A 20626-nucleotide genomic window follows, 5' to 3' on the forward strand; every position below is an offset into this window, starting at 1 on the left:
GCCTCAGTCCGAAGTGGACTTTTCGGTGTCGTCGGTGTAGCGGTGCACCAGGCTCTGTGCCTCCCGCAGGTGGCTCAGGGTGAGTTCACGCGCTCGTGCCCCGTCGCGGTGCCGGACGGCGGTGAGGATCGCGCGGTGTTCCTTGACCGCCTTGGCGATCTGCCCCGGCAGCCGCAGCGCCGCACGGCGTTCCTCGCCGACCAGTGACAGCACCGACCGCAGCAGCGCGGCCACGTCGTCGCTGCCCGCGTTGTCCGCGATCACGCGGTGGAACTCCGCGTCCGTGGCGATCACCCGCAGCATGTCGCCTTCGGCGGCGGCCGCGGCCATTTCCGCCACGTTGGCCTTGAGCGTGGCGAGCACCGCTTCGGTGTGCTGTCCGGCCAGCCGCTCGGCAAGTGTGGGCTCGACCGTCACGCGCAGGTCGAACAGCCGGTCCACCAGCTGGTCGTGCTCGCGGAACCAGCTGCGCAGCGGCTGGTCCGGGCCCGCGCGGTCACGGACGTAGGTACCCGAGCCCGGCCGGATGGAGACGTAGCCGATCGAGTCCAGCACCCGTAGTGCCTGGCGCAGTGAGCCGCGGCTCACGTCGAGCTGCTCGCACAGCCGGCGCTCCGCGGGCAACCGGGAGCCGGACGGCAGCTCGCCGCTGTCGATGAGTGCGCGCAGGTGGTCGACCGTAGCGCTCCACACCTGCTCGTTGCTGGTCCCCACAGGGGCCATCCTTCCCGATCGAGTCCGGCTTCCGCATCCGTCGAAGGGGTAAACTGGTCCTACCAATTTACGCCCCGCTCTGCTAGCGTCGCCTTCCCGCCGGGTGTCCGAGGAGGGGGCCATGACCGATCCGACGTCCGTGGCGGTGCGGAAAGCCACGCGACGGCTCGTGCCGTTGATGGCAGTCTGCTACTTCGTCGCCTATCTCGACCGCACGAACCTCGCGGTGGCTTCGCTGACCATGAACGCCGAACTCGGTCTGAGCGCGACCGCGTACGGGTTCGGCGCCGGTGTGCTGTTCCTCGGCTACATCCTGCTCGACGCGCCGAGCAACCTGATCATGCACCGGGTCGGCGCCCGCCGGTGGATGGCCCGGATCATGATCGTCTGGGGTGTGGTCGCCGCGTGCGGGGCGGCGACCTCCGGTGAGGTCAGCTTCTTCGTGCTGCGTTTCCTGCTCGGAGTGGCCGAAGCGGGCTTCTTCCCCGGGATGATCCTGTACCTGACCTACTGGTTCCCCGCTGCCCGGCGAGCCACGGTGACCGGGCTGTTCATGGTCGCGGTGCCGTTGTCCACGGCGGTGGGCGCGCCGCTGGGCGGACTGCTGCTCAAGCTCGAAGGGCTGGCCGGGCTGAGCGGCTGGCGGTGGCTGTACCTGATCGAGGGCGCGCCCGCGGTGGTGCTCGGCATCGCACTGCTGTGGTTGCTGCCGGACCGTCCGGCGGACGCCAAGTGGCTCACCACCGACGAGCGCACCGCGATCGAGGACGTGCTCGCCAAGGAGCAGGCCGAAACCGAGCGGAACAATCCGATGCCGGTGCGCCGTGCGCTGGTGCACGGCCGGACGGTGGCGTTGGGCCTGGTCTACTTCGGCATCGCCTTCGGGCTCTACGGTCTCGGCTTCTGGATGCCGCAGATCATCAAGTCCAGCCTGCTGATCAAGGACAACCTGACCGTCACGCTGCTCACCGCGGCGCCGTACGCGGTGGGTGCGGTGGCGATGGTGTTCTGGGGCCGTGCGTGCGACCGCGCGGGCAAATCGGCGACCTACGCCATGCTGCCCATGGTGGTCGGCGGGCTGGCGTTGATCGTCTCGGCCTTCCTGACCAGTACGCCGTGGCTGGGTTACGCGGGGTTGTGCGCGTGCGCGATCGGTGTGATGGCAGCGTTCCCCGCGTTCTGGGCGATGCCGGCCGCCTTCGTGGCCGGTGCGGCCGCGGCGGCGGCGATCGGGGTGATCAACTCGATCGGCAACCTGTCCGGCTTCCTCGGCCCGTACTGGGTGGGCTGGATGTCCAGCCTGTTCGGCTCGGCCAAATGGGGCCTGGTCACCATCGGGCTGGTGATGGTGGCGGGCGGCGTGCTGGCCAGGTCGCTCGGCAACCCTGCCCCGCGGCCCACAACACTGACACCGGACCTGCCGCACTGAACCGTGCGGTCGGTGCTGTCTGTGGTCATCGATCGTCGGCGGGGTGCCGGGAAAACATCGTCAACGGCGCAAGGGCGAGCGAGCTGACCACGGTGCCGATCGCGGCCGTCCACATCAGCCACTTGTGGTCCGCGAGCCAGCGGTGCACTCCGGCGGGGTAGGGCACGTGCAGCTGGTACAGAAGAAACACCAGGCACACCAAGAGAAACCCGGTCATGATCACGGTCAGCAGGACGCGCACGGGCCGGGTGTTCATGGTGCCTCCGTGGTACCGGCGAGGACAGTCGCCGGCTGAGCATGCCTGCCTGCGCGCCGGTGCGAACAGTGACGCCACGTCATGTCTTCGGCAGCGGAATGTCATGTGGGATAGATGACGTGGTTGCACTGCCGGGTGCCGGGGAAAACCGGTGAACTCTTGGCATGCCCTCGACACCAGTCATCGACGTTGCACGTCTGAACCTGACCTACGGCGATTTCCACGCGGTGAAGGACCTGTCCTTCCAAGTGGCGCGCGGCGAGTTCTACGCCCTGCTCGGCACGAACGGTGCGGGCAAGACCTCCACCCTGGAAATCATCGAAGGCCACCGCAGTGCCACCTCCGGCTCGGTGCGGGTCTTCGGGAAGAACCCGCGCGATCGGGCCGCGGTCCGCCCGCGGATGGGAATCATGTTGCAGGAGAGCGGGTTCTCCCCGGATCTGACGGTAGCGGAATCGGTCCGGCTGATCGGGAGCCTCACCCGGCGCACCGACCGGATCGACCGGGTGCTCGACATCGTCGACCTCACCCGCAAGGCGGGCACCAAGGTTTCCCAGCTCTCCGGTGGTGAGAAGCGCCGGCTGGACTTCGCCACCGCGGTGTACGGGACGCCGGAACTGATCTTCCTCGACGAACCGACGACCGGACTGGACATCCAGTCGCGGGACGCACTGTGGGACGCGGTGGACCGGCTGCGTGCCGAGGGCTCCACGATCGTGCTCACCACGCACTACCTCGAAGAGGCCCAGCAGCGGGCCGATCGCATCGGGCTCATGCACAACGGCGTCTTCCACCGGGAGGGCACGGTTTCCGAGCTGACCCGGATGCTGCCTGCCACCATCACCTTCCGGCTGCCGAACCACTCGCCCGCGTTGCCACTGCCCGCGACGCGCGACGCCGAGGGCAAATTCCTGATCGAGACCTTCGGCCTGCAGAAGGATCTGCACACCCTGCTCGGCTGGGCACAGGACCACGCGATGGAACTGCGGGACCTGCAGGCAGGCCCGACCCGACTCGACGACGTCTTCCGCTCCATCGGCAACGACTGAGCACCTTCCCAGAAAAGGAATCCCCATGTTTGCCATCGCTCGCGGTGAGCTGGTCCAGATCTTCCGCAACCGGCTGGTCCTGCTCACGAGCATCATCCTGCCCGTCGCGTTCAGCGCGTACCTGATCTACCAGCACGACGTCTTCGAAAAGCTGGGCAGTATCGGCTTCATCGCGGCGGCGATGCTGTTCGTGGTGACCGGAATCGGCTTCTACACCAGCGTCGTGACCACCCTGGCCTCGCGCAGGCAGAATCTCTTCCTCAAACGGCTGCGCTCCACCGCGGCGAGCGACCGCGGCATCCTTTCCGGCCTGGTGCTCCCGCTGGCCGGGATCGCGGTGCTCCAGATCGCGGTGATCCTGATCGTGCTCGGCGTGGTCGTCGGCGCACCCGCCAACGTCCCGATGCTGGTCGTGGCGGTGCTGCTGACGGTGATCCTGATGCTCGGCTTCGGCCTGGCGACGGCGGGACTGACCAACTCGCCCGAACACGCCCAGGTGACCACGCTGCCGGTGACCATGATCGTGATCGGGGTGTCCTTCTGGGTCGGCATCACCGGCACCGACCAGCTCACGGTGCCGAAGCGCCTGCTTCCCGGCGGCGCGTCGACCGAACTGGTGGTCGATGCCTGGAACGGCACTGCGACCTGGGCACAGGCCCTGCCGCAGTTCGGCCCGGTCGTGGCTTGGCTCGTCGTGGCACTGGCCGTGGCGTCCCGGCTCTTCCGCTGGGAACCGCGCCGCTGACCGGCCCGCGGAGTCACCGAACGCCTCGGAACCCCGGCGCGGTTCGGTGACTTTCTCGTCGGTCCGTCCCATCCGGGCCGGCGGTAATGTGCCCGGATGGGGACAAACCGAGTGGTGGACTGGGAAGGGTTCTTCAACACCAGGGATCTCGGCGGTCTGCCGGCCGGATCGGGAAACCACACCCGCCGGGGCGCCTTCTTCCGCGCGGCTGACCTCCGCTTCGCCACCGAAGCGGGGTGGTCCGAAGCTCGCTCCCGCGGCGTCCGGACCATCGTCGACCTGCGCAACGCCGACGAGATCCGGCCCGCTGCTGCGGCTCGGGCGGGATTCGTGGGTGCCGCGCAGTTCGGCGGCTCCGCGGCGGGCGCGCTCACCCCACCCGGCACGGTGCGCATCGAAGTTCCCCTCGACGATGCCGGCGACGTCGAGTTCTGGCAGTACGTGCGCACCGAACAGCTCGACGGCAGCCCGCTCTACTACCGCGTTTTCCTCGAGCGGAAAGCCGAACGTTGCGCCGCGGTGCTGACCGCCCTCGCGCGGACGGAACCGGGTGGCGTGCTGTTCCACTGCAGTGCCGGCCGCGACCGGACCGGCTTGGTCTCGCTCCTGCTGCTCGCACTGGCCGGGGTCGAACCCGACGCCATCGCGGCGGACTACGACCTGTCGACCGAGGCACTGAAACCCCTGTACGCCGCGCTGGGCGTGGACGATCAGGGCCCGCTCATCCGGGCCGTCCTGGAGGAACGCGATACCACGACGCGGGACGCCGTGCTGCACGTTCTCGATGGTTTCGACGCCTGGCAGTACCTCCTCGACGCAGGTGTCACCGCTGAGGATCTCGACATTCTTCGCGATCGGCTCGTGCAATAGCACCGCGCCGACCACCTGGCAAGAAGATCAACGGCCGACCACCCGGCTTGTGGTATCCCTTGGATGAAGGACAGCGTGGGCGATGGAGGCAGGATCTTCGATGACACAGCTCGGCCGCACCGGTATCGACGTCTTCCCGTTGGTGCTCGGGGGAAACACGTTCGGATGGACCAGTGACGAGGCGTCTTCGCACGAGGTGCTGGACGCGTTCGTCGCAGGCGGTGGCACCTTCATCGACACCTCGGACAACTACTCCGCGTTCGTGCCGGGCAATTCCGGCGGCGAGTCGGAGACGATCATCGGGTCCTGGCTGGCGGCGCGGAAGAACCGCGACAGCGTGGTGATCGGCACCAAGGTGAGCATCCACCCCCAGTTCCAGGGGCTGGCCGCGGACAACGTCGCGGCGGCTGCGGACGCCTCGCTGAAGCGGCTGGGCACCGACTACATCGACGTGTACTACGCCCACCGCGACGACGCGAGCACCCCGCTCGCGGAGACCGCCGGTGCGTTCGAAGCGCTGCGCAAGGCAGGCAAGATCCGCGCGGTCGCGCTGTCGAACTACACCGGCGCCCGGATCACCGAATGGCTGGAGATCGCGCGCCGCGAAGGGTACGAACCGCCCGCCGTCCTCCAGCCGGATTACAACCTCGTCAAACGCCTGCCCTACGAGCGCGAGATCGCTCCGGTCGCCACCGACGCCGGCATCGCCGTGGTGCCGTATTTTGCGCTGGCCAGCGGGTTCCTCACCGGCAAGTACCGCAGGAAGGAGGACTTCGGCGAGGGCCCGCGGCAGTTCCTCGCCAACCAGTTCTTCTCCGACGCCGGGCTCGCCGTCCTCGACGTCCTCGAAGAGGTGGCGTCCGCGCACGCGGCGGAGATTTCCACGGTGGCCATCGCCTGGCTGCGCGGCCGTCCGGAGGTCGTCGCCCCGATCGCCAGTGCCCGCACGGTCGGACAGCTTCCGGCACTGCTGTCCTCGGCAACGCTGGAACTGACCGCGGACGAGACCGCGGCGCTGGACGAGGCTTCCGCGCGGGTCGGGGAGCGTCAGGCTGAGTACTGATACGCCGGGTAGGTCAGGTAACCCCGGTCGCCGCCCTCGTAGTAGGTGGCCTCGTCGACGGGGGCGATCGGGACCCCGGTGCGCAGCCGCTCGACCAGGTCCGGGTTGGCGATGAAGGCACGGCCGAAGCTGATCAGATCGGCACCCAGTTCGAGCCAGTGCTCGGCTTCGGCCCGGCCGGCCTGCTTGGGCCCCATCGGAAACACCGGGTTCATGATCAGCGTGCCCGGCCAGGCGTGGCGCAGTTCGAGCAGGATCTCCTCGTCGACGGTGGCCTCGAGGTGCACGTAGGCCACCTCGAGGCGAGCCAGTTCCTTCAGCAGTGCGGCGTAGAGCTCGGGGACCTCGGTCTCTTGCACACCCCAGAACCCGCCGCTGGGGGAGAGCCGGATACCGGTCCTTTCCGCGCCGATGGCATCGACGGTGGCGGCCACTGCTTCGACCGCGAACCGGATCCGGTTGGCCACCGGACCGCCGTAGCGGTCCGTGCGCAGGTTGGCGTTCGACGAGAGGAACTGCGAAATCAGATAGCCGTTGGCGCCGTGCAGTTCGACGCCGTCGAACCCGGCCTGGACGGCGTGCCGGGCAGCCACGGCGTACGACTGGGCGTGCTCGGGTACCTCGGCGGTTTCCAGCGCACGCGGGATCGGTGCCGGCAGCCGTCCGGTCGGGGTGAAGACCTCGCCGGTCGCGGCCACTGCCGACGGGCCGACCGGCGGCAGTCCGGTGGTGTCCACGTGCGACACCCGGCCACCGTGCATGAGCTGGGCGAAAAGCCGTCCGCCGTTGGCGTGCACGGCCGCGGTCACCGGATGCCACGAGGCGACGTGCTCGTCGGTGTACAGACCCGGTGTGCGTGGGTTGGACTGTCCGATCAGGCTCGGCTGCACCCCCTCGGTGACGATCAGCCCGGCGGTCGCCCGTTGTGCGTAGTACGTCGCCATCGACGGGGTCGCCAGATCGCCCTCTGCGGCCCTTGCCCGGGTCATCGGGGCCATCACCACCCGGTTCGGCAGGGTCAGCCCGCCGAGCCGGTAACTGTCGAAAAGCGTTGCCACCGCGTGCTCCTTCGAGTTCTGTGGCACCCGGTTCGCGGTGCCACCGCTAAGCTAGAACCTGACATCGATGTGAGGGGCAAAGATCTGTGGCACGAGCCACAGGCGGGAGGACGAAGGTGCGCATCGGGGAACTGGCTGCACGGACCGGGGTGAGCGTCCGGTCGTTGCGCTACTACGAGGAGCAGGAGCTGCTCAGCAGCACCCGTAGTGCCAGCGGGCAACGGCACTACACCGAGTACCACGTCGAGCGGGTCGAGTTCATCCAGCGGATGTACGCCGCCGGTCTGTCCAGCCGGACCATTGCGGAACTGCTGCCGTGCGGCGACGCGCCCAGCGAGGAGAATTCCGACGCCGCACTGGAGCGCATGGCACAGGAGCGCGACCGGCTGTCCGAGCACATCGTCGATCTGATCCGCACCCGCGAGGCGCTGGACGGGCTCATGGACATCAACCGCGAGCACCGCAAGACCCTCCGGAAAGCAGGCTGACCGCGGGCTGCCCGGTGCCACGAAACCGCACGTCGCAAGCGCTTGCGCCGGAGTCCGGCTGAGCGCGACGGGTGGTCCGGGCCAGGCGGCAGCTCGCGCGACGGGGACCGTCCCGGCCACGCGAGCCGCCGGAGCTCAAGCGGTCACTCGGCGTGGCCGATCGGCAGTGCGGGGACCGAAGGGGTACCCGGCGGCACCTGCTGGGCAGGCTGGCAGGTGATCGGCTGCGCGGGGACGGACGGGGTGCCCGGTGGCACCTCGTGGGTCGGCTTGCTGCCGATCGGCTGTGCCGGTACCGAAGGCGTGCCCGGCGGCACCTGCTGGGCAGGCCGGCAGGCGATCGGGTGCCCGGGGACGGTGTCGGTGGCGCCGGTGCCGGCGAACGCGGTGCCGCCGGTGCCGAGCAGGATGGCGAGGCCGCCGACGACCATGGCGGTCTTTCGGAAGTAGGACAAGGGATTCCTCCGTGGTGGTGAACGGCCCGGCGGTGGTTGTTCCGCCGGGGACCGGGGCGGTGCCGCGGTCGCATCCATCCAGCCGGTCCGGGGTTATCGTCAGCGTCTGTTGATCTCCATACGGTTTCGATATGTGCGGTTGTGGATCATCGGGATCACGCTGCTCGGGCCAGGGCGCGCACGGAACGGGAGGGCGGACGGATGCGGGTGCTGATCGTGGAGGACGAGGTTTTCCTCGCCGAGGCACTGCAGGCCGGTCTCCGCCGGGAGGGTATGGCGGTCGACGTCGCGGGCGACGGCGCGAGCGCGCTGGACAGCGTGGCGGTCAACGAGTATGACGTACTGGTCCTCGACCGCGATCTCCCCGGTGTGCACGGGGACCAGGTCTGCGAGCAGGTCGTGGCCAGCAGGCCGGACTGCCGGATCCTCATGCTGACCGCGGCGGGCAGCCTTGCCGACAAGGTGCACGGGCTGCAGCTGGGTTCGGACGACTACCTGGTCAAACCGTTCGACTTCCCCGAGCTCGTGGCGCGGTTGCGTGCGCTGGAGCGGCGGGCCACCCCGGCGCACCCTCCGGTGCTGACCTACGCCGACCTCCGGCTCGACCCCGCTCGTCGCGACGTCCGCCGCGGTGACCACGCCCTGCGCCTGACCCGCAAGGAGTTCGCGGTGCTGGAGCTGCTGCTGCGAGCCGACGGTGCGGTGCTGAGCGCGGAACACCTGCTGGAGAAGGCGTGGGACGTGCACGCCGATCCGTTCACCAACGCGGTCCGCATCACCGTCTCCACCCTGCGGCGCAAGCTCGGTGACCCACCGATCCTGCACACCGCCACCGGTGCCGGCTACTACCTCGCCGCCGCCTCGTGAGTGTCCGCCCGGCACTGCGCCGCACCCGGCTGTCCATCCGGCTGCGGCTGACCCTGCTCTACGGCGGCATGGTGCTGGCCTGCGGCCTGGTGTTGCTGGCCACGGTGTACCTCCTGATGCGCTACCTGCCGACCTATGACCTGAAGCCCTCGGCCCAGCCGACGAGGATGATCCCGGCCACCCACGTCGGCGGCTCGCCTCCGTTCGCGCTCATCGCCTCCGCGGACGATTTCCTGACCGTGCTGCTGGAAGCGTCCGGGGTGGCGCTGATCGGACTGGCCCTGGTTGCGTTCGGCGCCGGCTGGTTCATCGCGGGACGCATCCTGTCTCCGCTGCACCGGATCACCCGCACCGCACGCACCGTCGCGGGACACACCCTGCACGAACGTATCCACCTCGGCGGGCGCCGGGACGAGTTCACCGAACTCGCCGACACGATCGACACGATGCTCGACCGGCTGCACGCCAGTTTCCAGGCACAGCAACGCTTTGCCGCCAACGCCTCGCATGAGCTGCGCACCCCGCTCGCGACCACCCGCACGCTGTTGCAGGTCGCCGTCGCGCACCCCGAGGAACACGACCTGGCCACGCTGGCGCCCAAATTGCTGACCACCAACGACCGCAGCATCGCGACTGTGGAATCCCTGCTCGCCCTGTCCGTCGCCGATCACGGCATCACCGATGCACAGCCCGTGGACCTCACTGCGGTGGCGGTGGACGCGCTGGCACAAGTGAGGTCCGAAGCAGCCGACCACCGGATCAGCGTGCACCGCGACCTGCATCCCGGATACGTCGACGGGGACAAGGACCTGTTGCACCAGCTGGTCTCCAACCTGCTGTACAACGCGATCCGGCACAACCACTCCGGCGGTACCGCGCAGCTCACCACGGTGGTCGAGGGGGCCACCGTGGTGCTCACCGTGAGCAACACCGGGGGGACCGTCACGGCAGAGGAGGCCCGCCGGTTGTTCGAGCCGTTCTACCGCCGGCGCACCAGGGTCCAGTCCGCGGGCCACGGCCTCGGGCTCACTCTCGTTCGAGCGATCGCGCAAAGCCACCAGGGCACGGTCACCGCCACCCCGAATCCCGATGGCGGTCTGACCGTTGCCGTCGTTCTGCCTGCCATCACCCGGCCGGCTCCTGCTGCCGAGGCCCGGCCGTCCGACTCCGCGATCCTGCAGCCCGGCCGTTCTTCCTGAGATCACCAGTGGTCTACAGCAACCACTCAAGCCTGCTTCTCCTTTGCTGAACCCCGGCCTAACGTCGAAGGAACACCTCCGGACACCGTGGGGGCCAGCATGGTCAGCAGACGTGACGTGTTACGGATCGGCAGTGCCGCGCTCGCGGGCACGGTCCTCGACGCGGCGGTTTCCGCGGGTCCGGCACACGCGGTGCCGCTACCGCGGACGGAAAACCCCGTAACGCCCGCAGGCGGGCCTGTCGGCCGGGGCTGTTATCTGACGTTCTGCCGCATCCCGACGGCCGGACTGAACACCTGGAAGTCCATCATGGACAGTTTCGCCGAGGACGGCGTCGAGCGGGTCGTGCTCTGGATGGGCGGCGCATTCCGGTCCCGGAGGTACCCGATCACCTGGCAGTACAACCGGGCACACCGCAACGTCGTGGAGAACTTCGCCGGCGAACTCATCGACTACGCGCACACCAGGAACATCCGGGTCCTGCTGGGGTTCACGCCCTACACCTACGACGGAACCAACCAGTACGCCCTCGTTCGCCCGGACCTCAAAGCCCAGCAGTCCGACGGAAAACTGGCCCGGCTGCAGGGAATCCACTCCTGGGGCTACAACCTCGATCCGACGAAGGCGGACGCGAAACGGTTCATGCTCGACTACGCGCGCGAACTGTACTTCGACTTCTACCCGAACGCCGACGGTCTGCTCATCGAATCCTCGGACATCGACATCTGCACCGGTGGCGACTGCGGCGGTGCACGGCACTACTACGAGATCGAGTTCGAATTCGTCCGACGGCTCTCCGACGAGGTGTGGTCGCACAATCCGGCGGCAGACATCATCGTGCACCCCAACTACTTCGTCGGTGGGCCCAATGGCGCGGAACTGCCCTACGATCCACGGTGGACGGTGATCTTCAGCCAGTGGACGGTCGACCTCGAGTTCGCGAAGAAGGTCTCCCGGGCCTACTACTTCGACCTGAACGTCATCAGCCAGCCGCCGGCGAACGTGGCGGAGAGCGTTCGCTGGGTGCGTGATCACGGTTTCGCTGCCTACTTTCCCTCACAGGAGTTCTTCACCTTCGTCGCGCAGCACGCCGAGTTCAACGAGACCAATCTCGTCGGCCGCCGACTTCGCCCCTTCGGGTTCGACTTCCTCGGCCTGGACGAGAATCCGTACCGGGACCCCGTGGTCACGGTCAACCGTGTCGCGCTTCGCGAGTACGCGGGCAACCCTGATCTGCCGGACGCGGACTTCCGCGCGCATCTGGGCCTGGCGGTGTTCGGGGCCGCCGCGACCGAACAGAACGTCACAGACCTGCTGTTCCTGCACGATTTCTGCTACGGACGGGACAAGTCGCTGTTCTCCCTCGCCGTACCGGCCGACCCGCGGGCAATGCGGGACCGCTTGGAACGGGGGCTGCTCAGCTTCGGCGATCTCCAGTCCATCCAGCACCGGCTGGCCGCATTGCCCGCGGTCGCCGACCGGATCCGCCGATCCCGCAACCCGTTGGTGCGCAGGCTGATCCCGCACACCCGGCTGATCGAGCACAACTGGGACCACGATTCCCGCGATCTGCTCGCCGCCCATCTGCGCGCCTGATCCAGGGAAGGTCAGCCCGAATCCCCTTCGCGGCCGCCACATGAGATCTGGCTTTAGCAGTTGTGCCACAGCCGGACCGCCTCCCATACGGCGAGTTCGGCACTGCCTGCGGCGACGGGGGAGATGTTGACCTCGTAGACGTTCGTGCTGTAGGCGGTAGCGCTGGGGAGGTAGCCGAGATATCCCCCGGTGTAGCCGACCAAGGTGACCGGATTGTCCACTTCGGACGCCAACGCGGCTTCGATCGCCAGGTACGGCTCGCCGCCGAGGCCGATCAGCGCCAGCTCGCCGAGCCGGATCGCGCTCACCACCAGGCGCGGGTCCCGGATCCTCGCGGACGCGGCCAGTTCGGCGCCCTGCAGCGCGGTCTCCGCGGTGCGGACTGCCACCGCGTCGCCGGTTCGCTGTGCCGCGTCGAGCCGGCTGCGGAGAGCCGCTGTCTTCGGGATCGGTTCGTCCGTACGTCCCGGCAGGCCGAGCGACCAGGTCCGCGCGCCGGCAATCGGCAGGTGGCCGAGGTCGATCGGCCTGCCCGGTGCGTTGACCAGCGCGAGGAGCTGTTCGGCGGCCAGCGCGCCGAGCCGGTCCAGCTCACCCGGTCGCTGTTCGCGGCGGTGCGGCCGGGTGCTGACGTCCCCTGCGGCGCCGGTCGCGACCATCGCCCAGCCGCCGAGCCGGGCCGCCACCGCCCGGCGGACCGCGCCGGCCAGATCGGCGCTGACCAGCAGGTTGTCCGCACCGAGCACGGTCGGGTGCACCGGCAGCACGACGACGATCCCGCGGACCAGCCTTCGGTCGCGGACGGCCAGCACGGTCACCGGCACATCCGTCCTCGGACGTGCTCCGCTGCGCTGCCCGCCCACTCCGCGGAGGAGTCCGGTGTGGACAGTGAGCCGGGCGGGTGCCTCGGCGACCATCGCCTGCGCGGCCGCGTCCTGCCCGGCTCTGGCCACCCGGCTGCGCCACGCCGGCGGGGTCCGGCCACCGCCGGGCCGGCAGCCGAGCTCCGGTCCGGAATGCGTGTGCGTCGCCGACAGCCAGACCAGCTCCGGGCGGGTCCGCAGCGCACCGGCCAGTCTGCTCGCCAGCGGTCCGGCGAGATCGGTGTTCACCGCGGGCAGGTCGGCGACCACCCAGACGAACCGGCGCCCGCCCGCGCTGATCGTCACCGCGTGCACTTCGAGCGGATCGAGCGTGCCGGTGCTCGTGCCGGCTCGCGCGGCGTAACCGCCGAGCGGGGTTCCGGCCGGCACGTCGAGCACGACCTGTCCGTGGCCGATTCGCGCGGTCAAGACAGGGCTTTCGCAAGCCGGGTGGTGATCGCCATCGGGTTCGTGATGGCCGTGCCGACCACGACGGCGTACGCGCCCGCGTCGACCGCCGCCCGAACGTCCTCGGCACTGCGGTAGCGGCCCTCGGCGACCACCGGGCAGTCCAGCCGTCCGGCCAGTGCGGCGACCAGCTCGATGTCCGGTCCCTCCGGCACCGGGCCGCCGGTGTACCCGGCCAGGGTCGTGGCCACCACGTCGGCGCCGGCTGCCCTGGCCGCAACGCCCGCGGCGACGTTGTCGACATCGGCCATCACCGGTACGCCCAGTTCCCGGTGGATCTGCCGGATCTGCGCGGCGAGGGTGCCACCGCCCGGACGTGGCCGCGTGGTGCCGTCGATGGCCACCATCGTGGCGCCCGCCCGTACGACCGCGGCGGCGTCTTCGAACGAAGGCGTGATGAACACTCCTTCCGGTAAGGCGACTTTGTTGATGCCGAGTACCGGTAGGTCCACTTCGGACCGTATCGCGGCGACGTCGACCGGGCCGTTCGCGCGGATCGCACGCGCACCGCCGGCGGCTGCGGCGGCGGCCATCCTCGCCATCGACGCCGGGCCGTGCAGCGGGTTGCCCGGCTGCGCCTGGCAGGACACCAGAAGGGCACCGGGCGGGAAAGGGAGCAGAGCGTCCACTGTGGTCTCCTCGACGGTGGGAAAGACGGCTGGACCGTGGTGCACGGACAGGAGACCGGCGTACGTACCGGGAGCGGCGGTGGCGAGCCGGACGGCCCCGTCGAGCGGATCGCCCGCGGGCGGGACGAGCTGTGCCTCCGGAGCCAGCGTGGCCAGCTGCTCCCGTAGCGGGGCGAGCAGCAGTTCACCCGACTCGAACACCCGGCCGGTACAGGCCACCGGAACACCGTCGCGCTCGAGCGCCCGCACGGCTGCGGCGACGGTGTGCGCGAGGTCTTCGGCCGCACCGGTCACGATCGCGCTCGCGACCGGATCCTGCCGGGCGGCCTCGGCGAAGACCTCGGGTGCGAATGCGGCGATGGTGGCGACTGGAGCGGGTGCCTGGTGAATCCGCTGGGCCAGCCCCGGCCCGAGTCCGTAGCGGAGTTCGGCGGCGGCGGTGAGGGTGGTCGCCGGGCCCCGGCCGTCCGCGGCGGCGAGCACCGCGGTGAGCCCGGCCCGTCCGATGGCGAACCCGCCCCCGGCGTCTCCGAGCAGGTGCCCGCCACCGTCGACCTTCCGATACGACCCGTTCTCGCCGACCGCGAGGCAGACCACGCCGGTCCCGGCCGCCAGCACGACGCCGTGCCCCGGCGGCAGTGCCCCGGCGTGCGCGATCACCATGTCCTCGCACAGCCGCACTTCGGCGGCGTCCAGCACCGCGGCCACCGCGACGCCGAGCCGGGTGCGGTCTTCGGGTTCGGCCGGGCAGCCGGTCAGGCCGAGGCAGACCACACCGGCGGGGCCGGACAGCCCCGCGTCCTGCGCCGCGATCCGCACGGCCGCGGTGATCGTGGCGACCGGATCGCCGTGGCTGTAGTCGAATCCCGGGCCCTTGCCGACACGGCGATCGGGACCGGAGACCAGCCGCAGTCCGCTCTGGCCGCCGTCGACCGCGACCCAGGTGGCGGTCATCGGATGCCGGCCGACATGGTCACGCCCTCCACGAACCGGCGTTGCAGCGTGACGAACAGCAGCACCGTCGGCAACGCCGCGAGCAGGGCTGCGACGAGCATCATCGGCACCGCAGCGCTGCCGAGGTTGTCCGCCTGCATGGCGGCCAGCCCCACCGGGAGCGTGCGGTGCTCGTCGTCGGAAGCGATCAGCAGCGGCCACAGGTGGGAATCCCAGTTGAGCATGAAGATGAACAACGCCAGTGCCGCCATCGGACCGCGCACCACCGGCACCACGATCGACACCAGCGTGCGCAGATCGCCCGCGCCGTCGAGCCGGGCCGCTTCGAGCAGCTCGTCCGGGACGTTGCCGATCGCCTGGCGCATCAGGAAGATCCCGAACGCACTGGTCCCGGCCGGGACGATCAGCCCGGCGAAGCTGTTCACCCAGCCGAGCGAGTACACCAGGCTGTAGAGCGGGACGTAGATGATCTCCACCGGGATCATCAGTGTTGCCAGCACGATCATGAACGCGGCGTCGCGCCCGCGGTAGCGGAACTTCGCGAAGCTGAACCCGGCCGCGGTGCAGGTCACGACGTTCAGCAGGGTGACGCTGATCCCGACCACGGTGCTGTTGAGGAAGTACCGCGCGAACGGTGTTTCGGTGAACGGCAGCGTGAGGTTCGACCATTCGAAGGTCGTCGGGAGCCAGCGCAGCGGAACGGCCAGCACCTCCGATGCCGGTTTGAGCGCGGTCAGCACCGCGTACACCAGCACGGACGCGAACACCAGCCCGCCGAGCCCGGCGACGATCAGCGTCGTCAGGCGCCCCACCCGGGCGGCACCACTGCGTGGCCCGCTCATCGGTCCCTCCTCGCGAAGACCTTCAGCTGCAGCAGGGTCAGCCCGAACAACAGCAGGAACATCAGCACCGCGACCGCGGAGGCCCGGCCCATCCGGGCGTTCTCGAACGCGGTCTTGTACACGAACAGGTTGACCACCTGCGTGCCGAATCCACCGTTGGTGAGCACCAGTTGCGGGCTGAACGCCTGGAACCCGCGGATCACCGCCATCACCGAGCACACCGCGGTCACCGGGAGCAGCATCGGCCAGGTGATGTACCGGAACCGCGCGAAGGTACCCGCACCGTCCAACCGGGACGCTTCGTAGAGCTCTTCCGGAATGGACTGGAGCCCGGCGAGGAACAGGATCAGGAAGAACCCGGTCTCCTTCCACACGCCCATCACGACCAGGCCCCACATCGCGCTGCCGGAACTGGTGAGCCAGTTGAGGTGCAGGCCGAGCGCCTGGTTGAGCAGGCCGTCCGGGTTGAGCACGACCCGCCAGATCACCGAAACCGCAACCCAGCTGATCGCCACCGGCAGGAAGTACAGCAACCGCAGCAGGCCGCTGCCAGGAGCGCGGCTGTTGAGTACGTGGGCGAGTACGAGCGCCAGTGCGAGTGCCGGGACGTAGGTGCCCGCCGCATACAGCACGGTCTGCCACAGTGCGGCGCCGAACTGGGGATCCGTTGCCAGATAAGTGAAATTGTCGAATCCGATGAACTCCGGCGGGGTAGTCAGGCTGTAGTCGAACAGGGACAGGTAGAACACCCGGAGCATCGGGTAGATCGCGAAGACGACGAACAGCACCATCGCGGGCACGGCCAGCAGGGCACCGATCACGTTGCGCCGCCGCACCGGCTTCTTCCGCCGCGGCGGGGAGGATTCCGGTGCCTTGGACCGGATCGAGAGCACGGCCATCCGCTCAGCTCCCCAGGCTGCGGTCGATCCGCTCGGCAGCGGTTCCCGCCGCCTCGGGGATGGCGACGTGGTCGAAGACGCTGTCGTTGACCATTCCCATCACCGCGTCCTTGATCTCGGCGAAGTGCGGGGCCACCTCGTCGAACTTGCCCTGCCGGTAGGCCGTGGACCACACGTCGAGCCCCGGCACCTGCTTGCCGGCGGCGCTGGTGTCCCAGCCCTTCACCGGCTGGATGAACTTCACGTCCGAGAGCCAGCGCTGCGACTGGCTTGCCAGGTAGGCGATGAACTGCCAGGCCTGTTGTGCGTGCTCGCTCGCCCGGCTGACCCCCCAGTAGTAGCCGTACCAGCGGTTCACCGGTTTCGCCGGATTCACCTGTGGCAGCGGGACGAGCTTCAGCTTGGCGAAGGTGTCCGGGTTGCTCTGCCTGATCTGCTCCATCGCCCACGGGTAGACCATCGCCATCGACTGGCGTCCGGTGGCGAGATCGCTGAACGGTGCGGTTGCCTCACGCGAGGCCTTGTTCGGATCCGCGGTGCGTCCGGTGCCGGTCGCGAGATCGGTCCAGATCTTCAGCGCGGCCTGGGCTGGCGGTGCGGAGACGGTCGCCTTCTGATGGCCGGCGTCGGTGATCGTGCCGCCGGTCTCGTTGAGCAGGGTCTGCAGTTGCTGGGTGTACCAGCCGGCGTGCAGGTAGAGGAAGCTGAACGCCTGGGTGTGCCCGGCTGCGGCGAGTTTCTTCGCCGCGGCGGAGACGTCCTGCCACGTCTTCGGCGGTGCGTCCGGGTCGAGTCCGGCGTCGGCGAAGTGCTGGGTGTTGATGGCGAACGCGGTCGCGTTGAACTCGCTCGGGAGGCCGTACAGCTCGTTGTCGGCGGAGGCGCCGTCGAGTGTGCCCGGCAGGTAGCGCGCCTTCAACGCGTCCGTGGATGGCACGCCGAGTGCGTCGAAGTCGATCGGGGCGAGCAGCCGTTTGGGCAGGTACTCGCCGCGCAGCGTGGTGTCGTCGAGGTTCAGCACGTCCGGGCCGGTGCCGTTGCTCGTCGCGGTGAGCATCTTGGTGTCGAATTCGTCGTTCGGGATCTGCTGGTACTCGATCCTGACGTTCGGGTGCTGCCGTTCGTATTCGGCGATGAGCGTCTGGTTGAGCTTGATCATCGGCGGATGGGTGTGCGTCCAGAACGTGAGCGTCACCTTGCCGTCCGCCGAGCCGCCACCGCAGGCGGACAGCGTGGCGGCGGCGAGGACGGTCGCCAGGATCCCGGCACCCGCCGTCCGGATGCGCCGCAGGGAACGGATTCCGCGTAGGGCCATGCTGCCTCCAGGTGGGTGCGTTCTCGGGTGCTCAGCTCGGTGTGGTGTGGCGCGCCCGCCCCGGCCGCCGGAGATCGGCGGTGATCGCGTACCGGTCACCGCGATAGGTCGCCTCGCAGCTCTCCATCACCCGGCCCCGCGCATCGAGGCTGATCCCGCGGATGCGCAGGCACGGCTGGGTGACCGGGACTTCCAGGTACTCGGCGGTCCGCTGGTCGGGCAGCACCGGATCCATCTGGCAGGTGCCGGTGACGATGTCCGTGCCGTACCGGGTCGCGAGCAGCTCGTACCAGGAGCTGTCGAGATCGCCGATGGCGAGCCCCGGCACGTAGCGATCGGCGACGGTCGTGCGTTCCAGCGCCATCGGGGCGTCGTCGGCGAGCCGGAGCCGGACGAACTCGACCACGACCTCACCGGCGGGGATCCGCAGCAACCGGCACCGGGCGCGGTCGCCCCTGCGGCGGCGCAGTTCGAGCGTGCGGCTGGCCGGTCGCATCCCGCGGCGGCGCATTTCCTCGGAGAACGACGTCATCGCGAGCCTGCGGCTGACCTTCGGCCGCGAAGTGAAGGTGCCGCTGCCCTGCCTGCGTACCAGCAGGTCCTGCAGCACCAGGTCGTCCATCGCGCGCCGCAACGTCATCCGGGCCACCTGCCAGCGCACCGCGAGCTCGCGCTCCGGGGGCAGCGAGGCCCCTTCGGGCAGGAGGTCGACGAGATCGAGCAGGCGAGCCCGCACTTCGCCGATCTTTCCTGGGGCGGTCATCGTGCCCTCCTCAGCACCGCGGGCAACCGGATCCAGCACACGCCGTAGCCGCGCCGGGGCCAAGGCCCTTGGCGTTTTCCAGTGGACCAATCTGCCTTGCCGATAATCCACTGAAACGCCGCTCACCAGTAGTTTTCGCGAGCGGATTGGGCCGACAGTGGTCCAGTCCGCGGCGGCCAAGCGGGTGACCCCGCCGTCGTGCCCCGGTCGGGCGTGCCGTCGGCCAACTACTTGCCTTATCGGAAAGCAGTGACTACATTCCAGATAGGCAAGTAGTCGAAGGGAGCCATCATGAACGACCTTGACCAGGAGAAGGCAGCACAGGCGCTGGACGTGGTGCGGACGAACGAGAACCGCACGCGCCGCGCGGCCCGGCTGCCGTGGTGGGTGTACGCAGGCACGTTCGTGCTCGTCGCGGTCCCGCTGGCGGCGGCCGATTTCGTGGACCTGACCGGGACGAAGGCGATTTCCGCGGTGGTGCTGGCGTTGCTCGTGCTCGCCTTGGTCGCCGGCCTGCTCGGGCGTGGCACTGCGCCGTTGAGCCGGCTCCGCGGCGTGCAGGCCCGGCGGCAGGGTTCGCAGCAGACGTTCGGTCTCGTAGTGGCGATCGGTGCGCTGGGCACCTGGCTGATCATCAGCTACGGGCAGAGCGCCGGCATCGATCTGGCCGACGCGATCGGACTGCACGGCTATCGGAACACCGTGACCGGGGTGGTCTTCGGTGCCGCGTTCACCCTGCTGTTCGCGCTGAGCCAGTTCCTGCTCGGCGCCGGCCGCCCGCGTGCGGGTCGGTGACCGCCGCCCCGCGGCCGGCGCCGGACCGGCTGCTGACGGATCCCGCGCGGCTGGCGATCATGTCCGTGCTGTGCTCGGTGGACTGGTGCGATTTCGCCTTCCTGCGCGGTTCCGTCGGCCTGTCGGAAACTGCGCTGTCCCGGCACCTGGACGCGCTCAACGGCAGTGCGTACCAGCGGCGGGAGCGCCTCGGCCGGTCGCCGAGGATCTCCGTCCACGCCACCGACGCCGGACGGGATCGGTTCCACCACCACGTCGAAGGCCTGCACGAGCTCGCCGAGCACACCCCGCCGGCCTCATCGTGACTCGGCGGCATGGTTTCCGGCTCGGTCGACGAAAGCTTTTGGGGTGTGTTGCGGTTTGCCGGCGAGGTTGAGCGGGCGGTGTCGGCGGATTCCACGATCGCGCGGGTACATCAGCACGCCACGAACATCACCCGCCACACAGGGGAATCGCCGAACCACTCGAACCCGTGCGTCGAGTCGCCTGATCACGCGATCGGCCGTTCCCGCGGCGCTGGGAGCAGCCACCTCGCCGGCGGCCACGGCCGGCCCTCGGTGGTCTTGGCCGGTCCTGAGCAAGCCGGTGTTGCACCGGTGTTTTCGCGCCTGATGTGACATCTGCGTGTTCCGCGCTGACCCAGCACACGCCCGGCCGCCATCGGGGGCCAAGGCATTGTCAGACACTGCTTAGCTGGGCGGGTTCATGTCGCGGGTGGTGCGCTGGGCGAGGCCGTCGATGATCATTGCCAGGCCCATGTCGAACGTGGTTGCGTAGTCCATCTCCGGGCCGTCGTCGTCTTCTTCTGTGGTGTCGGCCTGTTCTTCCAGGACGCTGCCTATCGTGAAGTGGTTGGCGGTGAGCATTGCCACCCGTGCCTCGTGTTCGGGCAGTCCGGAGGCGACGAGGAACTCCAGTTTGTGGACGGCACGGGCGAAGTCGCTGCCTTTGGGGTTGGTTCCGGCGTGGAGCCGGGCTCCGTCGCGATGCATCAGCAGGGTTTGCCGGAAGCTGCGCCAGTTCTCCATGAACCACTCGCGCCAGTCCTGTGGGGTGGCGGGCAGGGGCATTGTCGCGTGGGGGGCCATCGCGGCTTCCGCCATCGCGGCGAACAGCGCGTTTTTGCTGCGGAAGTGCCAGTAGAGCGAGGGCTGTTCGACGCCGAGCCGCTTCGCCAGCTGTCTCGTGCTCATGGCGTCGAGGCCGATGTTGTCCAGCAGGGTGAGGGCTTCGCTGACGATGGCCTCGCGATCGAGCTTCGGCATATCGACAGTCTATCGGTGATAGGTTACCGTGGCAATCAACTATC

General features: G+C 69.1%; 23 protein-coding genes. 12 read left to right on the forward strand and 11 right to left on the reverse strand.

Annotated elements, in window-relative coordinates; genetic code table 11:
• Nucleotides 1–3: 3 nt before the first annotated feature.
• Entirely contained in the window at nt 4–714 is a 711-nt protein-coding gene (locus ABD793_RS40640) for a FadR/GntR family transcriptional regulator (protein WP_344869039.1), read from the reverse strand.
• 121 nt (nt 715–835) lie between these two features.
• On the opposite strand from ABD793_RS40640, the gene ABD793_RS40645 reads away from it, so the two are divergent.
• Nucleotides 836–2143, forward strand: coding sequence for an MFS transporter (locus ABD793_RS40645; protein WP_344869041.1), 1308 nt, complete (start codon nt 836–838; stop codon nt 2141–2143).
• Nucleotides 2144–2168: 25 nt separating this feature from the next.
• Here ABD793_RS40645 and ABD793_RS40650 read toward each other — a convergent pair whose 3' ends face one another.
• Nucleotides 2169–2399, reverse strand: a complete 231-nt coding sequence (locus ABD793_RS40650) for a hypothetical protein (RefSeq protein WP_344869042.1) — start codon at nt 2397–2399, stop codon at nt 2169–2171.
• 164 nt (nt 2400–2563) lie between these two features.
• Between ABD793_RS40650 and ABD793_RS40655 the strand changes: the two genes are divergently transcribed.
• From ABD793_RS40655 to ABD793_RS40670, 4 genes are all read left to right on the forward strand, one after another.
• Nucleotides 2564–3448, forward strand: a complete 885-nt coding sequence (locus ABD793_RS40655; RefSeq protein ID WP_344869043.1) for an ABC transporter ATP-binding protein — start codon at nt 2564–2566, stop codon at nt 3446–3448.
• 25 nt (nt 3449–3473) lie between these two features.
• The gene (locus ABD793_RS40660; protein ID WP_344869044.1) at nt 3474–4193 is read left to right on the forward strand and encodes an ABC transporter permease; all 720 of its coding nucleotides are present in this window, start codon (nt 3474–3476) and stop codon (nt 4191–4193) included.
• 96 nt (nt 4194–4289) lie between these two features.
• Nucleotides 4290–5063, forward strand: coding sequence for a tyrosine-protein phosphatase (locus ABD793_RS40665; RefSeq protein WP_344869045.1), 774 nt, complete (start codon nt 4290–4292; stop codon nt 5061–5063).
• A 100-nt stretch (nt 5064–5163) separates the two neighbouring features.
• A complete protein-coding gene (locus tag ABD793_RS40670) occupies nt 5164–6126 on the forward strand; it encodes an aldo/keto reductase (RefSeq protein ID WP_344869046.1) in 963 nt (320 codons plus the stop codon).
• On the opposite strand, the gene ABD793_RS40675 is transcribed toward ABD793_RS40670, so the two are convergent.
• The gene (locus ABD793_RS40675; RefSeq protein ID WP_344869047.1) at nt 6111–7184 is read right to left on the reverse strand and encodes an alkene reductase; all 1074 of its coding nucleotides are present in this window, start codon (nt 7182–7184) and stop codon (nt 6111–6113) included. The genes ABD793_RS40670 and ABD793_RS40675 overlap by 16 nt on opposite strands.
• A 116-nt stretch (nt 7185–7300) precedes the next feature.
• Between ABD793_RS40675 and ABD793_RS40680 the strand changes: the two genes are divergently transcribed.
• On the forward strand, nt 7301–7672 hold the full coding sequence (locus ABD793_RS40680; protein WP_344869049.1) for a MerR family transcriptional regulator: 372 nt from the start codon (nt 7301–7303) through the stop codon (nt 7670–7672).
• A 143-nt stretch (nt 7673–7815) separates the two neighbouring features.
• Here the strand turns inward: ABD793_RS40680 and ABD793_RS40685 are convergent, their stop codons facing one another.
• Nucleotides 7816–8127 (reverse strand): hypothetical protein, encoded by a 312-nt coding sequence (locus tag ABD793_RS40685; protein WP_344869050.1) that lies wholly within the window; start codon nt 8125–8127, stop codon nt 7816–7818.
• 201 nt (nt 8128–8328) lie between these two features.
• Here ABD793_RS40685 and ABD793_RS40690 point away from each other — a divergent pair, with 201 nt between their 5' ends.
• From ABD793_RS40690 to ABD793_RS40700, 3 genes are all read left to right on the forward strand, one after another.
• Nucleotides 8329–8994, forward strand: a complete 666-nt coding sequence (locus ABD793_RS40690) for a response regulator transcription factor (RefSeq protein WP_344869051.1) — start codon at nt 8329–8331, stop codon at nt 8992–8994.
• Nucleotides 8991–10193 carry a sensor histidine kinase gene (locus tag ABD793_RS40695; protein WP_344869053.1) on the forward strand — a complete coding sequence of 401 codons (1203 nt, stop codon included), beginning with the start codon at nt 8991–8993 and terminating at the stop codon, nt 10191–10193. Before ABD793_RS40690 ends, ABD793_RS40695 begins: the two co-directional genes overlap by 4 nt.
• 99 nt (nt 10194–10292) lie before the next feature.
• Complete coding sequence (locus ABD793_RS40700) at nt 10293–11789, forward strand: alpha-amylase family protein (protein ID WP_344869054.1); 1497 nt, start codon at nt 10293–10295, stop codon at nt 11787–11789.
• Between the two features lie 53 nt (nt 11790–11842).
• Here the strand turns inward: ABD793_RS40700 and ABD793_RS40705 are convergent, their stop codons facing one another.
• From ABD793_RS40705 to ABD793_RS40730, 6 genes are read right to left on the reverse strand one after another with little or no spacing between them, the layout of a single operon-like run.
• A complete protein-coding gene (locus ABD793_RS40705) occupies nt 11843–13081 on the reverse strand; it encodes a hypothetical protein (RefSeq protein WP_344869056.1) in 1239 nt (412 codons plus the stop codon).
• Nucleotides 13078–14703: a putative N-acetylmannosamine-6-phosphate 2-epimerase gene (locus tag ABD793_RS40710; protein WP_344869057.1), complete on the reverse strand. Its 1626-nt coding sequence runs from the start codon at nt 14701–14703 to the stop codon at nt 13078–13080. The genes ABD793_RS40705 and ABD793_RS40710 overlap by 4 nt, the downstream gene beginning before the upstream one ends.
• Nucleotides 14700–15545, reverse strand: coding sequence for a carbohydrate ABC transporter permease (locus ABD793_RS40715; protein WP_344869058.1), 846 nt, complete (start codon nt 15543–15545; stop codon nt 14700–14702). The genes ABD793_RS40710 and ABD793_RS40715 overlap by 4 nt, the downstream gene beginning before the upstream one ends.
• Nucleotides 15542–16444 (reverse strand): carbohydrate ABC transporter permease, encoded by a 903-nt coding sequence (locus ABD793_RS40720; RefSeq protein WP_344869059.1) that lies wholly within the window; start codon nt 16442–16444, stop codon nt 15542–15544. The genes ABD793_RS40715 and ABD793_RS40720 overlap by 4 nt, the downstream gene beginning before the upstream one ends.
• Nucleotides 16445–16448: 4 nt before the next feature.
• On the reverse strand, nt 16449–17759 hold the full coding sequence (locus tag ABD793_RS40725; RefSeq protein ID WP_344869060.1) for an ABC transporter substrate-binding protein: 1311 nt from the start codon (nt 17757–17759) through the stop codon (nt 16449–16451).
• Nucleotides 17760–17790: 31 nt separating this feature from the next.
• On the reverse strand, nt 17791–18522 hold the full coding sequence (locus tag ABD793_RS40730; protein ID WP_344869061.1) for a GntR family transcriptional regulator: 732 nt from the start codon (nt 18520–18522) through the stop codon (nt 17791–17793).
• A 291-nt stretch (nt 18523–18813) separates the two neighbouring features.
• Here ABD793_RS40730 and ABD793_RS40735 point away from each other — a divergent pair, with 291 nt between their 5' ends.
• From ABD793_RS40735 to ABD793_RS40745, 3 genes are read left to right on the forward strand one after another with little or no spacing between them, the layout of a single operon-like run.
• Complete coding sequence (locus ABD793_RS40735; RefSeq protein ID WP_344869062.1) at nt 18814–19317, forward strand: hypothetical protein; 504 nt, start codon at nt 18814–18816, stop codon at nt 19315–19317.
• Nucleotides 19314–19622 (forward strand): transcriptional regulator, encoded by a 309-nt coding sequence (locus ABD793_RS40740; protein ID WP_344869063.1) that lies wholly within the window; start codon nt 19314–19316, stop codon nt 19620–19622. The genes ABD793_RS40735 and ABD793_RS40740 overlap by 4 nt, the downstream gene beginning before the upstream one ends.
• A 9-nt stretch (nt 19623–19631) precedes the next feature.
• Complete coding sequence (locus ABD793_RS40745; protein WP_344869064.1) at nt 19632–19934, forward strand: hypothetical protein; 303 nt, start codon at nt 19632–19634, stop codon at nt 19932–19934.
• A gap of 72 nt (nt 19935–20006) precedes the next feature.
• Here ABD793_RS40745 and ABD793_RS40750 read toward each other — a convergent pair whose 3' ends face one another.
• Entirely contained in the window at nt 20007–20582 is a 576-nt protein-coding gene (locus ABD793_RS40750; RefSeq protein WP_344869065.1) for a TetR/AcrR family transcriptional regulator C-terminal domain-containing protein, read from the reverse strand.
• Nucleotides 20583–20626: the final 44 nt, after the last annotated feature.

The sequence above is a fragment of the Amycolatopsis ultiminotia genome, from assembly GCF_039536925.1.
Lineage (GTDB): Bacteria > Actinomycetota > Actinomycetes > Mycobacteriales > Pseudonocardiaceae > Amycolatopsis > Amycolatopsis ultiminotia.

What these genes read in the sequence shown, in the direction of transcription:
- ABD793_RS40645 (WP_344869041.1), top strand. Translation starts at nt 836, where the DNA reads ATGACCGATCCGACGTCCGTGGCGGTGCGGAAAGCCACGCGACGGCTC.
- ABD793_RS40650 (WP_344869042.1), bottom strand. Translation starts at nt 2,399, where the DNA reads ATGAACACCCGGCCCGTGCGCGTCCTGCTGACCGTGATCATGACCGGG.
- ABD793_RS40655 (WP_344869043.1), top strand. Translation starts at nt 2,564, where the DNA reads ATGCCCTCGACACCAGTCATCGACGTTGCACGTCTGAACCTGACCTAC.
- ABD793_RS40660 (WP_344869044.1), top strand. Translation starts at nt 3,474, where the DNA reads ATGTTTGCCATCGCTCGCGGTGAGCTGGTCCAGATCTTCCGCAACCGG.
- ABD793_RS40665 (WP_344869045.1), top strand. Translation starts at nt 4,290, where the DNA reads ATGGGGACAAACCGAGTGGTGGACTGGGAAGGGTTCTTCAACACCAGG.
- ABD793_RS40670 (WP_344869046.1), top strand. Translation starts at nt 5,164, where the DNA reads ATGACACAGCTCGGCCGCACCGGTATCGACGTCTTCCCGTTGGTGCTC.
- ABD793_RS40690 (WP_344869051.1), top strand. Translation starts at nt 8,329, where the DNA reads ATGCGGGTGCTGATCGTGGAGGACGAGGTTTTCCTCGCCGAGGCACTG.
- ABD793_RS40700 (WP_344869054.1), top strand. Translation starts at nt 10,293, where the DNA reads ATGGTCAGCAGACGTGACGTGTTACGGATCGGCAGTGCCGCGCTCGCG.
- ABD793_RS40710 (WP_344869057.1), bottom strand. Translation starts at nt 14,703, where the DNA reads ATGACCGCCACCTGGGTCGCGGTCGACGGCGGCCAGAGCGGACTGCGG.
- ABD793_RS40715 (WP_344869058.1), bottom strand. Translation starts at nt 15,545, where the DNA reads ATGAGCGGGCCACGCAGTGGTGCCGCCCGGGTGGGGCGCCTGACGACG.
- ABD793_RS40720 (WP_344869059.1), bottom strand. Translation starts at nt 16,444, where the DNA reads ATGGCCGTGCTCTCGATCCGGTCCAAGGCACCGGAATCCTCCCCGCCG.
- ABD793_RS40725 (WP_344869060.1), bottom strand. Translation starts at nt 17,759, where the DNA reads ATGGCCCTACGCGGAATCCGTTCCCTGCGGCGCATCCGGACGGCGGGT.
- ABD793_RS40730 (WP_344869061.1), bottom strand. Translation starts at nt 18,522, where the DNA reads ATGACCGCCCCAGGAAAGATCGGCGAAGTGCGGGCTCGCCTGCTCGAT.
- ABD793_RS40735 (WP_344869062.1), top strand. Translation starts at nt 18,814, where the DNA reads ATGAACGACCTTGACCAGGAGAAGGCAGCACAGGCGCTGGACGTGGTG.
- ABD793_RS40745 (WP_344869064.1), top strand. Translation starts at nt 19,632, where the DNA reads ATGGTTTCCGGCTCGGTCGACGAAAGCTTTTGGGGTGTGTTGCGGTTT.
- ABD793_RS40750 (WP_344869065.1), bottom strand. Translation starts at nt 20,582, where the DNA reads ATGCCGAAGCTCGATCGCGAGGCCATCGTCAGCGAAGCCCTCACCCTG.